This window comes from Streptomyces sp. NPDC041814 (assembly GCF_055590565.1).
The window spans coordinates 822,771-836,641 of record NZ_JBVJAM010000001.1 but is presented as its reverse complement, the minus strand read 5'-3'; the positions used below and the strand labels follow the sequence as shown (position 1 = coordinate 836,641).

Below are 13,871 nucleotides of genomic sequence, written 5' to 3'. Positions count from 1 at the left end.
GTTCGCGATGTCTGTCGATTCGGTCTTCCCACAGCTCGAAGCTCTGCTCCCGCATGTGCAGAAGCCCATCCAGTACGTCGGCGGTGAGCTGAACTCCACCGTCAAGCCGTGGGACGAGTGCGACGTCCGCTGGGCACTGATGTACCCGGACGCGTACGAGGTCGGGCTGCCCAACCAGGGCGTCATGATCCTGTACGAGGTGCTCAACGAGCGCCAGGGCGTCCTCGCCGAGCGCACCTACAGCGTCTGGCCGGACCTCGAAGCGCTGATGCGCGAGCACGAGGTGCCGCAGTTCACCGTGGACAGCCACCGCCCGGTCAAGGCGTTCGACGTCTTCGGGCTCAGCTTCTCCACCGAGCTGGGCTACACCAACATGCTCACCGCCCTGGACCTGGCCGGCATCCCGCTGGCCGCCAAGGACCGGGACATCGACGACCCGATCGTGCTCGCGGGCGGCCACGCCGCGTTCAACCCGGAGCCGATCGCGGAGTTCATCGACTGCGCGGTCATCGGCGACGGCGAGCAGGCGGTCCTGGAGATCACCGAGATCATCCGCGCCTGGAAGGCCGAGGGCCGCCCCGGCGGCCGCGAGGAGGTGCTGTTCCGCCTCGCGAGGACCGGCGGCGTCTACGTCCCCGGCTTCTACGACGTGGAGTACCTCCCGGACGGCCGCATCGGCCGCGTCGTACCGAACAAGTCCGGCGTGCCGTGGCGGGTGTCCAAGCACACCGTCATGGACCTGGACGAGTGGCCGTACCCGAAGCAGCCCCTGGTCCCGCTCGCCGAGACCGTCCACGAGCGGATGTCCGTGGAGATCTTCCGCGGCTGCACCCGCGGCTGCCGCTTCTGCCAGGCCGGCATGATCACGCGCCCCGTGCGGGAGCGAAGCATCACCGGCATCGGCGAGATGGTGGAGAAGGGCCTCAAGGCGACCGGCTTCGAGGAGGTCGGCCTGCTCTCGCTGTCCTCCGCCGACCACACCGAGATCGGTGAGATCGCCAAGGGCCTCGCGGACCGCTACACCGACGACAAGATCGGCCTCTCGCTGCCGTCCACCCGCGTCGACGCGTTCAACGTGGACCTGGCCAACGAGCTGACCCGCAACGGGCGCCGCTCCGGTCTCACCTTCGCCCCCGAGGGCGGCTCCGAGCGCATGCGCAAGGTCATCAACAAGATGGTCTCGGAGGAGGACCTGATCCGCACGGTCGCCACCGCCTACGGCAACGGCTGGCGCCAGGTGAAGCTGTACTTCATGTGCGGGCTGCCCACCGAGACCGACGAGGACGTCCTCCAGATCGGTGACATGGCGGTCAACGTGATCGCCAAGGGCCGCGAGGTCTCCGGCCAGAACGACATCCGCTGCACGGTCTCCATCGGCGGTTTCGTGCCCAAGCCGCACACCCCGTTCCAGTGGGCACCGCAGCTCAGCGCCGAGGAGACGGACGCCCGCCTCGCCAAGCTCCGGGACAAGATCCGCGGCGACAAGAAGTACGGCCGCTCGATCGGCTTCCGCTACCACGACGGCAAGCCCGGCATCGTGGAGGGCCTGCTGTCGCGCGGCGACCGCCGGGTCGGCTCCGTCATCCGCGCGGTCTACGAGGCCGGCGGCCGGTTCGACGGCTGGCGCGAGTACTTCAGCTACGACCTGTGGATGAAGAGCGCCGCGGCGACCCTGCCGGAGTTCGGCGTGGACGTCGACTGGTACACCACCCGCGAGCGGACCTACGAGGAGGTCCTGCCCTGGGACCACCTGGACTCGGGCCTCGACAAGGACTGGCTCTGGGAGGACTGGCAGGACTCGCTGGACGAGACCGAGGTCGAGGACTGCCGCTGGACCCCGTGCTTCGACTGCGGGGTGTGCCCCCAGATGGACACCAGCATCCAGATCGGCCCGACCGGGAAGAAGCTCCTGCCGCTCACGGTCGTGAAGTGAGCCGCGAAGTGATCGCGGGCGTGTGACAGCTCGGTGACGATGGCCCGGTCCGGGGAAACTCCCGGCCGGGCCTTCGCGTCATGAGGGGCATGGAACAGGGAAAGCACCGGAAGCCGCCGGAGTACGGCGCTCACCAGGCGCCCGCGCACTACGAGGGCGGTGACGGCTGCCTCACCACCCTCATCCGGATCCCCGTCCGGATCGTGGTGCTCCTCGTCGTCCTGCCGGTACGGATGGTGTGGGACGCCCTCGTCGTCACCGCCCGGGCAGCCGAACGGGTGCTGTTCCGGCCGCTCGGCCGCGCCCTGGCCTGGCTCTTCGACGTGCTGGTGGCCATCCCGGCGCGATGGCTGTGGCGGTACGTGTGCGTCCCGCTGGGGCTCGCGCTGGCCTGGCTGGCCCGCGCGGTGTTCGTGTGGCCGTGGGTCGCGCTCTGGCGCCACGTCGTGGTGCCCGTGGTCCGGTACGGGATCGTGGTGCCGCTCCAATGGGTGTACGCGCACCTGCTCATCCCGCTCGGACACGGGCTGCGGTGGCTGTACCGGGAGGTGCTGGTCCCGGTGGCGCGATGGCTGGGGGCCGCCCTGAAGTGGCTGCTCACCGTGGTGTTCGTGATGCCGGTGGTGCTGCTGTGGCGGTACGTCCTGGTGCCCGTCGGGCTCGCCGCGGCCTGGCTGGTCCGGTACCTGGTGGTGATGCCGCTCGTCTGGGTGTACCGGCGGGTCCTCACCCCGCTCGGCCACGGCATCGCGTGGACGCTGGATCTGGTGATCCGCGGGATCGAGGCGTTCTTCCGGGGAATCGGCATCGCGCTGCGGTGGCTCGTCGTCGTGCTTCTCGTCACGCCCGTCGTCTGGGTGTACCGGCGCGTCCTGACCCCGGTCGGCCGGGAGGTCGCCGCCGCGCTCGGCATCGCCTGGCGCGTCGCCGGATACCTCTCCCGGGCGGCCGGCCGGGCGCTCGCCTGGCTCGCCCGGAATCTGATCGCCGCGCCGGTGCGCTGGGCGTACCGCACGGTGTGCGTCCCGGTCGGCCGCTTCGTGCGCGACGCCCTCCTGGCACCCGTCGGGCGGGTCCTGCGCGCGGCGGGCCGCACGGCCCGCCAGACGCTGCGCGCCGCCCGGGAAACGGTGCGCCGGGCCAGGCGCGATGCCTGGCGCGCCCTGGTCGGCGCGCCCGCCGAACCCGAGCCCGGGGAACCCGGAAGCCCCCTTGCGCGTACTCTGGGTAGTGCAACGACCGTGCCCAGCGCGGCGCCAGGACCAGAGTTCGCCCCGCTTCCGGAGAAATCCGCACAGCAGGGGTGAGCCGGACCGGGGCCCCCGGGCCACCCGCATTTCGAGGGCGGCGCGCCACCGCGCCCGCCCCGCACCGAGGAGAAGAACCACTGGGCAAGCGACAGCCCGAAGGCCCGCCGCCCGCACCGGCGGTGCAGCGCATCCGACTGCGCTACACCAAGCGCGGCCGCCTCCGGTTCACCAGCCACCGCGACTTCCAGCGTGCCTTCGAGCGGGCGCTGCGCCGCTCCCAGGTGCCCATGGCCTACTCGGCGGGCTTCACCCCGCACCCCAAGGTGTCGTACGCCAACGCCGCACCCACCGGTACGGGCAGCGAGGCCGAGTTCCTGGAGATCGCCCTCACCGAGCCCCGCGATCCGGGCGTTCTGCGTGAGCTGCTCAACGACTCCATGCCGGACGGCCTGGACATCACGGACGCCGTAGAGGCCCGCACCTCGGGTCTCGCGGACCGGCTGACCGCCTCAGTCTGGGAGATCCGCCTGGACGGGGTGACCCCGCAGGACGCGGAGAAGGCCGTGTCCGCCTTCAACGCGGCGGAGACCGTCGAGGTCGAGCGCCGCACGAAGAACGGCATGCGGAGCTTCGACGCCCGTTCCGCCGTGGTCGACCTCCGGACCCTTGATCTTCCGGCTGATAGGCCCGGTGACAAGGCCTGTGCGATACTGCGGCTGGTTGTTCGGCACGTGACACCTGCCGTACGGCCTGACGACGTCCTGTCCGGTCTCCGCGTTGTGGCCGACCTGGCGCCGCCGGTGCCCGCAGCGGTCACCAGGCTGGCGCAGGGGCTCTTCGACGAGGAGTCCGGCACGGTGACCGACCCGCTCGCGCCCGACCGCGAGGCAGCCCCGGCCGCATCAACCACGGCCACCGGGACCGCCGTCGCGACGGCGCCGGAAGGTGCAGGTTCCGCGTAAGGCGGTCGTCGTAGCGCAGCCCTCGTGCTCGGGAGCCACCTGGGCCGGGCCGCGCGCTGACCCATAAGACTTTCGCCAGGCCGTCCGCACACCGCGTACGGAACCGGCGAGCCAAGATTCAGCTCCCGTGCGGCGCCCGCGCCCCGGACGGCGGTGCCGCGGCCACCCGCGGACCGAGCCGGACCGGAATCAGGTGCGGCGCCCGGGAGCGCGACGGGAGAAACGCCCGCATGCCCCAGCCGAACGAACCCGGCACCGCCGGGAACGCCGAAGACAACAACACCCCCGGAGACAAGCTGCCCCCGCGCCGCAGGCGCCGCGCGGCCTCCCGCCCCGCCGGCCCGCCGTCGGCCGGGGCCCGGGCCGCCGCCGACGCACCGGCCATACCGGCCGTTGACGCCGCAGAGTCCCCGAGCACGGAACCGGCCGCCGAGGCCGCCCCCGCCCGCCCCCGCCGCCGCGCGGTCCGCAAGGCCACATCGCCCGCCGGCGCGCCCTCGGCCGCCGGGCAGGCCGAATCCGTGGAGCCCGTGACCGCCGAGCCGACCGCCGCCGAGCCCGTGGCGGAGCCCGCCGCGGAAGCGCCCGCCGAGCCCGCCGCCGAGGCCCCCCGCCGCCGCCGTGCCGTGCGCAAGGCCACGTCCCCGAGCGGTGCGCCCAAGGCCGCCGAGCCGGTCGAGATCGTTGAGGAGGCCCCCGTCGTGGAGAGCCCCGAGTCCGCCGCCGAGAGCGCCGCTCCGGCGCGCCCGCGCCGCCGTGCCGTCCGCAAGGCCACGTCGCCCGCCGGTGCCCCCAAGGCCGCCGAGCCGGTCGAGATCGTTGAGGACGCCCCCGTGACGGAGGCCCCCGCCGCGGAAGCGCCCGCCGAGCCCGCCGCCGAGGCCCCCCGCCGCCGCCGCGCCGTCCGCAAGGCCACGTCGCCCGCCGGTGAGCCCAAGGCCGCCGAGACCGTGGCGAAGGCCGCGGAGACCGCCGAGCCGGTCGCCGAGGAGACCCCCGAGCCCGCCGAGGCCCCGCGCGGCCGTACCCGCCGCAGGGCCTCCGCCCCGGCGGGTGCCCCGCAGGCCGCCGCGGTGGAGCCCGTCGCCGAAGCCGTCGGGACCGAGGAGGACGAGGAGACCGACGAGGTCACCGAGCCGGCCCAGGCTCCCGAGGCGGTCGTCGAGCCCGCAGAGGCCCCCCGCGGCCGCCGCCGCGCGACCCGCCGCGCGTCGTCCCCGGCCGGTGCGCCGAAGGCCGCCGACGAGCAGCCCGCCGAGGCCCAGACCGGTGAGAGCCTGCCCGAGGCTGCCGTCGAGGAGCTGGCCGCCGAGCCCGCCGAGGTCGAGGAGGCCGCCCCGCGCGGCCGTCAGCGCCGCCGGGCCACCGCGGCCGCCGGCCGCCCCGAGTTCACCGCCGAGCCGGAGGAGCCGGCGCGCCGCGGCCGCCGGGCCGCCCGCCCGGCCGTCGCCGTCTTCCAGGCGCCGGTCTTCGCCGAGCCGATGTTCCAGACCCCGGAGACCGCGGCAGCCGCCGCGGCCGCCGCCTCGCACGAGGAGCCCGAGGAGGAGATCGCCCCGGTCCGCGAGGAGGCGCCGGCCCCCGCCGAGTCCGCGTCCCAGGGCGGTTCGCGCCGCCGTCGTCGCCGTCGCGGTGAGGCCGCCGAGGCCGACACCACCGAGACCGTGACCGCCGCCCCGGCGCAGGAGCAGCCCGAGGACGAGCAGGAGCCGGAGTCCGCCGCCGAGGCCGAGCAGGACGGCGAGGACACCGACGAGTACGGCGACCGCCCGTCGCGCCGCCGTCGCCGGGGCGGCCGTCGCCGTCGCCGGGGCGAGGCCGCCGAGGACGAGGGCCCCGAGCAGCAGACGGACGACGAGCACGCCGACCGGGCCGAGGACGAGCCCGAGGCCGACCGGGACTCCGCCGACGAGGGGGACGAGGACGACGACGAGCGCGAGTCCGCCGCCTCCGGCACGAGCAGCAGCCGCCGCCGCCGGCGCCGCCGTCGTCGCAGCGGTGACGCGGTGTCCGATGCCGGGGACGGCGCGGACGACCCGGAGCGCACCGTCGTCAAGGTCCGCGAGCCCCGCAAGAAGGAGGAGCGGGAGCCCGGCACCGGCTTCGACGAGGTCCAGTCCATCAAGGGCTCGACCCGCATGGAGGCCAAGAAGCAGCGCCGCCGCGAGGGCCGCGAGCAGGGCCGCCGCCGGGTGCCGATCATCACCGAGGCCGAGTTCCTGGCGCGCCGCGAGGCCGTCGAGCGCGTCATGGTCGTCCGCCAGAGCGGCGAGCGCACCCAGATCGGCGTGCTTGAGGACAACGTGCTCGTGGAGCACTACGTCAACAAGGAGCAGGCCACCAGCTACGTCGGCAACGTCTACCTGGGCAAGGTGCAGAACGTGCTGCCGTCCATGGAGGCCGCCTTCGTGGACATCGGCAAGGGCCGCAACGCCGTCCTGTACGCCGGTGAGGTCAACTTCGAGGCGCTGGGCATGGCCCACGGGCCCCGGCGTATCGAGACCGCGCTCAAGTCCGGCCAGTCCGTCCTGGTGCAGGTCACCAAGGACCCGATCGGCCACAAGGGCGCCCGCCTGACCAGCCAGGTCTCGCTGCCCGGCCGCTACCTGGTCTACGTGCCCGAGGGCTCGATGACCGGGATCAGCCGCAAGCTGCCCGACACCGAGCGCGCCCGGCTCAAGACCATCCTCAAGAAGATCGTCCCCGAGGACGCGGGCGTCATCGTGCGCACCGCCGCCGAGGGTGCGAGCGAGGACGAGCTGCGCCGTGACGTCGAGCGGCTCCAGCAGCAGTGGGAGGACATCCAGAAGAAGGCGAAGGGCACCGGCAGCTCCAACGCGCCGACGCTCCTGTACGGCGAGCCGGACATGACCGTCCGGGTCGTCCGCGACATCTTCAACGAGGACTTCTCCAAGGTCATCGTCAGCGGCGACGACGCGTGGGAGACCATCCACGGCTACGTCTCGCATGTGGCGCCCGACCTGACGGACCGGCTGTCGCGGTGGACCTCCGAGGTCGACATCTTCGCGACGTACCGGATCGACGAGCAGCTGATGAAGGCACTGGACCGCAAGGTCTACCTGCCGAGCGGCGGCTCGCTGGTGATCGACAAGACCGAGGCGATGGTCGTGGTCGACGTCAACACCGGCAAGTTCACCGGCCAGGGCGGCAACCTGGAGGAGACGGTCACCAAGAACAACCTGGAGGCGGCCGAGGAGATCGTGCGCCAGCTGCGGCTGCGCGACCTCGGCGGCATCGTGGTGGTCGACTTCATCGACATGGTGCTGGAGTCCAACCGGGACCTGGTGCTGCGGCGTCTGCTGGAGTGCCTGGGCCGCGACCGTACGAAGCACCAGGTCGCCGAGGTCACCTCGCTGGGCCTGGTCCAGATGACCCGCAAGCGGGTCGGCCAGGGGCTGCTGGAGTCCTTCTCCGAGACCTGCGTCCACTGCAACGGCCGCGGGGTCATCGTCCACATGGAGCAGCCCTCCTCCACGGGCGGCGGTGGCGGCGGCAAGCGCTCGAAGAAGCGGCGCGGCGGCGGCCAGGACCACGACCACGGCCACGAGCACGACCACGGCCAGGAGCACACCGAGGCCGAGACCGAGGCCGAGGTCGCCGCGGAGGTCGCCGCACCGGTGGCCCTGCCCGAGCCCGAGTTCGTCCCGGACGAGGAGCTGTACAGCAGCGCCGCCGAGGCCGAGGCCGCCGTCGCACGCGGCCGCGGCCGCCGCCGGGCGACCCGCAACGCATCGGCCCCGGCCGGCGCCCCGAAGGCCTCCACCGCCCCGGCGGAGGAGATCGTCGCCGAGCCGGTCGCCGAGCCGGAGCCCGTCGCGGCCCCGGAGCCGGTCGCCGAAGAGGCTCCCGTCGAGGCCCCGCAGGGCCGGCGCCGCCGGGCGACCCGGAAGGCGACCGCCCCGGCAGGTTCGCCGGCCCCGGCCGAGGCGGCCGTGACCGAGGCGGCCCCGGCCGAGCCCGCGCCGGCCGCCGCCGAGGAGCCGGCGCCCGGCCCCGACCCGGTGGCCGCCGAGGACCCGGTGGTCGAGGCGTCGCACGCCGAGGCCCCGGCCGAGGAGCCGGCCGCGCCGCCGCGTGTCCGGCGCCGCGCCACCCGTAAGGTCAGCGCGCCCGCCGGTTCCCCCGCGGGGGCCGAGGACGCCGCGGTCGTCGTGGTGGAGACTCCGGAGGCCCCCGAGGTCACGGAGGCCCCCGAGGCCACCGAGGCGGAGCCGGAGGCCGCCCCGGCCAAGAAGGCGGCCCGCAAGACCGCCAAGAAGGCCACGGCCAAGAAGGCGGCGGTCAAGAAGACCGTGGCCAAGAAGACGGCCGCGAAGAAGACGACGGCCAAGAAGGCGGCGGCGAAGAAGACGGTGGCGGCGGAGCAGCAGACCGCCCCGGCCGTCACGGCCACGGCCGACGAGGGCTGATCCGCCTCGCGTGACGCGGTCCGGCCGGTCCCGACCCAGGGACCGGCCGGACCCCGTCACGGCGCCGGGCCCTCCCGCCCCCGACACGAAAGCCCCCACATGCGCAAGATCCAGAAGGCCGTCATACCGGCCGCCGGGCTCGGTACCCGGTTCCTGCCCGCGACGAAGGCGACTCCCAAGGAGATGCTGCCGGTCGTGGACAAGCCGGCGATCCAGTACGTCGTGGAGGAGGCCGCCGCCGCGGGGCTGAACGACGTCCTGATGATCACCGGGCGCAACAAGCGCGCGCTGGAGGACCACTTCGACCGGAACTACGAGCTGGAGTCGGCGCTGACCCGCAAGGGCGATGCCGAGCGGCTGGTCCGGGTCCAGGAGTCGAGCGACCTCGCGACCATGCACTACGTCCGCCAGGGCGACCCGCGCGGTCTCGGCCACGCCGTCCTGTGCGCGGAGCCCCACGTGGGCGACGAGCCGTTCGCGGTCCTCCTCGGCGACGACCTGATCGACCCGCGCGACCCGCTGCTGACCCGGATGACCGAGATACAGGAGCGTGAGGGTGGCAGCGTCGTCGCACTGATGGAGGTGGCGCCCGAACAGAGCCACCTCTACGGCTGCGCGGCGGTGGAGCCCACCGCAGAGGACGGCATCGTCCGGGTCACCGGCCTGGTCGAGAAGCCGGAGCCGGGCGACGCCCCCAGCAACCTCGCGGTCATCGGCCGCTACGTCCTCAACCCCGCCGTCTTCGCCGTGCTGCGCGAGACCGAGCCGGGCCGGGGCGGCGAGATCCAGCTGACCGACGCGCTCCAGCAGCTCGCCGCCGACGAGAAGCTCGGCGGCCCGGTGCACGGCGTGGTCTTCCGGGGCCGCCGCTACGACACCGGCGACCGCGGCGACTATCTGCGGGCCATCGTCCGCCTCGCCTGCGAGCGCGAGGACCTGGGCCCGGACTTCCGCAGCTGGCTGCGCGCCTACGTGGCCTCGGAACTCTGACCCGCCGGCCCGGCCCCGACTCCTGACCCCAGACACCCGTAACACCGCACCGCACCGAGGAGAACCCCATGATCGGCATGATTCTGGCCGCCGGCGCCGGCCGTCGTCTGCGTCCCTACACCGACACGCTGCCCAAGGCGCTCGTGCCCGTCGGCCCGGAGGGCGACGAGGAGAGCCTGACCGTGGTCGACCTGACGCTCGGCAACTTCGCCGAGGTCGGTCTGACCGAGGTCGCGATCATCGTGGGCTACCGCAAGGAGGCCCTGTACGAGCGCAAGGCGGCGCTGGAGGCCAAGTACGGCGTCAGCATCACGCTGATCGACAACGACAAGGCCGAGGAGTGGAACAACGCCTACTCCCTGTGGTGCGGCCGGGACGCCCTCAAGGACGGCGTCATCCTCGCCAACGGCGACACCGTGCACCCGGTCTCCGTCGAGAAGACCCTGCTGGCCGCCCGCGGTGACGGCAAGAAGATCATCCTCGCCCTCGACACCGTGAAGTCCCTCGCCGACGAGGAGATGAAGGTCGTCGTCGAGGACGGCAAGGGCGTCCGCCGGATCACCAAGCTGATGGACCCGGCCGAGGCCACCGGTGAGTACATCGGCGTCACCCTCATCGAGGGCGACGCGGCCGAGGAGCTGGCCGACGCGCTGAAGACCACCTTCGAGCGTGACCCGGACCTCTACTACGAGGACGGCTACCAGGAGCTCGTCAACCGCGGCTTCAAGGTCGACGTGGAGCCGATCGGCGACGTGAAGTGGGTCGAGATCGACAACCACGACGACCTCGCCAAGGGCAGGAAGATCGCGTGCCAGTACTGACCCGGCTGATACCCGCGCCGGTCGTCGTGGACATCCGGGCCGGGGCTCTGGCGGATCTGGCGGGCGTCCTCGCCGATCAGCGGATCTCCGGCTCGGGGAAGCTGGCGGTCGCGATCAGCGGGGGTTCCGGCCGGGCCCTGCGCGAACGGCTCACGGACAGCCTGCCGGGCGCCTCCTGGTTCGAGGTGGGCGGCGGCACGCTGAACGACGCCGTCAAGCTCGCCGAGGCCATGAAGTCCGGCCGGTACGACGCCGTGGTCGGCCTCGGCGGCGGCAAGATCATCGACTGCGCCAAGTTCGCCGCGGCGCGCGTCGGGCTGCCCCTGGTCGCCGTGGCGACGAACCTGTCCCACGACGGGCTGTGCTCCCCGGTCGCGACGCTGGACAACGACGCGGGCCGGGGCTCGTACGGGGTGCCGAACCCGATCGCCGTGGTCATCGACCTCGACGTCATCCGTGAGGCCCCCGTCCGCTTCGTGCGGTCCGGGATCGGGGACGCGCTGTCCAACATCTCGGCCGTGGCCGACTGGGAGCTGGCCCACCGGGTCAACGGCGAGGACATCGACGGCCTGGCCGCCGCGATGGCCCGGCAGGCCGGCGAGGCCGTGCTGCGCCACCCGGGCGGCCTGGGCGACGACGCGTTCCTCCAGGTCCTCGCGGAGGGCCTGGTGCTCACCGGGATCTCGATGTCGGTGGCCGGTGACAGCCGCCCGGCCTCCGGCGCCTGCCACGAGATCAACCACGCCTTCGACCTGCTCTTCCCGCAGCGGGCCGCCAGCCACGGCGAACAGTGCGGGCTCGGCGCGGCGTTCGCCATGCACCTGCGCGGCGCCGTCCAGGAGTCCGTACGCATGACCCAGGTGCTGCGGCGCCACGGGCTGCCGGTCACCGCCGAGGACATGGGCTTCGACGTGGACGAGTTCGTACAGGTGGTGGCTTTCGCGCCGAAGACCCGGCCGGGCCGGTACACGATCCTGGAGCACCTGAACCTGTCCGAGAACGGCATCCGGGACGCGTACGCCGAGTACGTCAGAACCGCCGCGGTCTGAGGCGCCGGGCCCGGTTTGACCGGCTGTGCCGGGCCCCGTAACCTTGACTGTCGGCGTTTGTTCGCCACACCTCTGAGCACCGACCTCCCGCTCGTACGGGAGAGGCCGCTCGTCCACTCCGGATCGTCATGGGTCCCCGGACCCGTGTGAGCGGCTGGCATCAGAGGTTTCCGCTTCGAGTGAGAGTGAGATCCGCGTGTACGCCATCGTGCGCAGCGGTGGTCGCCAGCACAAGGTTGCTGTCGGCGACATCGTTGAGGTTGACAAGATTTCCACTGCCAAGGTTGGCGACACGGTAGAGCTCTCTACCCTGCTCGTTGTCGACGGCGACGCCGTGACCAGCGACCCGTGGGTGCTCGACGGCATCAAGGTCCAGGCCGAGGTCGTGGACCACCACAAGGGCGCGAAGATCGACATCCTTCGCTACAAGAACAAGACCGGCTACCGCCGTCGCCAGGGTCACCGCCAGCAGTACACGGCGATCAAGGTCACCGGTATTCCCGCGGCTGCGAAGTAAGGGACTGAGAACACATGGCACACAAGAAGGGCGCATCGTCCACCCGGAACGGGCGCGATTCCAATGCTCAGCGGCTCGGCGTGAAGCGCTTCGGCGGCCAGGCCGTCAACGCCGGTGAGATCCTGGTCCGCCAGCGCGGCACCCACTTCCACCCGGGCACGGGCGTCGGCCGTGGCGGCGACGACACGCTGTTCGCCCTCGCCGCCGGTGCGGTCGAGTTCGGCACGCACCGTGGCCGTAAGGTCGTGAACATCGTTCCGATCGCCGGCTGAATTCCCGGCGCTCGTAGAGCGGTATGACGTGGAGGCGGACCTCACTTCCCGAGGAGGGAAGTGGGTCCGCCTTTCGCGTGTTGCCCTTACGGGGGCAAGCGAAGTCTTTCCGCAGGTATGCAACTGGAGGTTCCACCCATGACCACCTTCGTGGACCGCGTCGAACTGCATGTCGCCGCGGGTAACGGAGGCCACGGCTGTGCCTCCGTTCACCGTGAGAAGTTCAAGCCGCTCGGCGGTCCGGACGGCGGCAACGGCGGCCGCGGCGGCGATGTGACCCTGGTCGTGGACCAGTCCGTCACCACGCTCCTCGACTACCACCACCACCCCCACCGCAAGGCGACCAACGGCCAGCCCGGCGGCGGCGACCACCGCACCGGCAAGGAGGGCCAGGACCTGGTCCTGCCCGTCCCGGACGGCACCGTCGTCCTCGACCGCCAGGGCAATGTGCTCGCCGACCTGGTCGGCCAGGGCACCGCCTTCGTCGCGGGCCAGGGCGGCCGCGGCGGCCTCGGCAACGCCGCACTGGCCTCCGCCCGCCGCAAGGCCCCAGGCTTCGCGCTGCTCGGCGAGCCCGGCGAGTCGCGCGACATCGTCCTGGAGCTCAAGACCGTCGCCGACGTGGCCCTCGTGGGCTACCCGAGCGCCGGCAAGTCCTCGCTGATCTCGGTCCTCTCCGCGGCGAAGCCGAAGATCGCGGACTACCCCTTCACCACCCTCGTCCCGAACCTGGGCGTGGTCACCGCCGGCGAGACCGTCTACACCATCGCCGACGTCCCGGGCCTGATCCCGGGCGCCAGCCAGGGCAAGGGCCTCGGCCTGGAGTTCCTGCGCCACGTCGAGCGCTGCTCGGTGCTCGTCCACGTCCTGGACACGGCGACGCTGGAGTCCGACCGCGACCCCGTCTCCGACCTCGACACGATCGAGGAGGAGCTGAAGCTGTACGGGGGGCTTGAGGACCGGCCCCGCATCGTCGTCCTCAACAAGATCGACATCCCGGACGGCCAGGACCTCGCGGACATGATCCGCCCCGACCTGGAGGCGCGCGGCTACCGCGTCTTCGAGGCGTCCGCCGTCGCCAGGACCGGGCTCAAGGAGCTGTCGTTCGCCCTCGCCGGCATCATCGCCGAGGCGCGCGCCGCCAAGCCGGTCGAGGAGGCCACCCGCATCGTCATCCGGCCCAAGGCCGTGGACGACGCCGGGTTCACCGTCACCCTGGAGGAGGACGGCATCTACCGGGTGCGCGGCGAGAAGCCGGAGCGCTGGGTCCGCCAGACCGACTTCAACAACGACGAGGCCGTCGGCTACCTCGCGGACCGGCTCGCCCGGCTCGGTGTCGAGGACCAGCTGCGCAAGGCCGGGGCCCGAGCGGGCGACGGCGTGGCGATCGGCGCCGAGGACAACGCGGTCGTCTTCGACTGGGAGCCGACCGTCACCGCCGGTGCGGAGATGCTCGGCCGCCGTGGCGAGGACCACCGCCTGGAGGAGCCGCGTCCGGCCGCTCAGCGCCGCCGCGACCGCGAGGCGGAGCGCGACGAGGTCGCCGAGGAGTACCGGGACTTCGACCCGTTCTCGTAAAGCACCCGCAGGACAACGACCGCGGGCCCGGTCCCTCCCGGATGACGGAAGGGGCCGGGCCCGCGGTTT

Annotated in this window: 10 protein-coding genes; all 10 read left to right on the top strand. The window is 72.7% G+C overall.

Translation table 11 applies throughout. From position 1 onward, the window contains the following. The first annotated feature begins 7 nt into the window (after nt 1–7). The 10 genes from ACZ6C6_RS03790 to obgE all read left to right on the top strand — a co-directional run bounded on the left by ACZ6C6_RS03790 (nt 8) and on the right by obgE (nt 13,802). Nucleotides 8–1,933 carry a TIGR03960 family B12-binding radical SAM protein gene (locus ACZ6C6_RS03790; RefSeq protein WP_469198721.1) on the top strand — a complete coding sequence of 642 codons (1,926 nt, stop codon included), beginning with the start codon at nt 8–10 and terminating at the stop codon, nt 1,931–1,933. Nucleotides 1,934–2,022: 89 nt separating this feature from the next. After that, nucleotides 2,023–3,240, top strand: coding sequence for a hypothetical protein (locus tag ACZ6C6_RS03785; RefSeq protein ID WP_469198719.1), 1,218 nt, complete (start codon nt 2,023–2,025; stop codon nt 3,238–3,240). 122 nt (nt 3,241–3,362) lie between these two features. Further along, a complete protein-coding gene (locus tag ACZ6C6_RS03780) occupies nt 3,363–4,145 on the top strand; it encodes a TIGR03936 family radical SAM-associated protein (protein ID WP_469198717.1) in 783 nt (260 codons plus the stop codon). A 230-nt stretch (nt 4,146–4,375) separates the two neighbouring features. After that, entirely contained in the window at nt 4,376–8,575 is a 4,200-nt protein-coding gene (locus ACZ6C6_RS03775; protein ID WP_469198715.1) for an Rne/Rng family ribonuclease, read from the top strand. Nucleotides 8,576–8,674: 99 nt separating this feature from the next. Further along, on the top strand, nt 8,675–9,565 hold the full coding sequence (galU, locus tag ACZ6C6_RS03770; RefSeq protein ID WP_469198713.1) for a UTP--glucose-1-phosphate uridylyltransferase GalU: 891 nt from the start codon (nt 8,675–8,677) through the stop codon (nt 9,563–9,565). A 68-nt stretch (nt 9,566–9,633) separates the two neighbouring features. Further along, a complete protein-coding gene (locus ACZ6C6_RS03765) occupies nt 9,634–10,386 on the top strand; it encodes a phosphocholine cytidylyltransferase family protein (protein WP_018103202.1) in 753 nt (250 codons plus the stop codon). Continuing rightward, the gene (locus tag ACZ6C6_RS03760; RefSeq protein WP_469198711.1) at nt 10,374–11,435 is read left to right on the top strand and encodes an iron-containing alcohol dehydrogenase family protein; all 1,062 of its coding nucleotides are present in this window, start codon (nt 10,374–10,376) and stop codon (nt 11,433–11,435) included. The genes ACZ6C6_RS03765 and ACZ6C6_RS03760 overlap by 13 nt, the downstream gene beginning before the upstream one ends. Nucleotides 11,436–11,631: 196 nt before the next feature. After that, a complete protein-coding gene (gene rplU, locus ACZ6C6_RS03755) occupies nt 11,632–11,952 on the top strand; it encodes a 50S ribosomal protein L21 (RefSeq protein ID WP_014045903.1) in 321 nt (106 codons plus the stop codon). Nucleotides 11,953–11,966: 14 nt separating this feature from the next. Beyond that, nucleotides 11,967–12,224 carry a 50S ribosomal protein L27 gene (rpmA, locus tag ACZ6C6_RS03750; protein WP_018103204.1) on the top strand — a complete coding sequence of 86 codons (258 nt, stop codon included), beginning with the start codon at nt 11,967–11,969 and terminating at the stop codon, nt 12,222–12,224. Nucleotides 12,225–12,362: 138 nt separating this feature from the next. Next, entirely contained in the window at nt 12,363–13,802 is a 1,440-nt protein-coding gene (obgE, locus tag ACZ6C6_RS03745) for a GTPase ObgE (RefSeq protein ID WP_469198709.1), read from the top strand. Nucleotides 13,803–13,871: the final 69 nt, after the last annotated feature.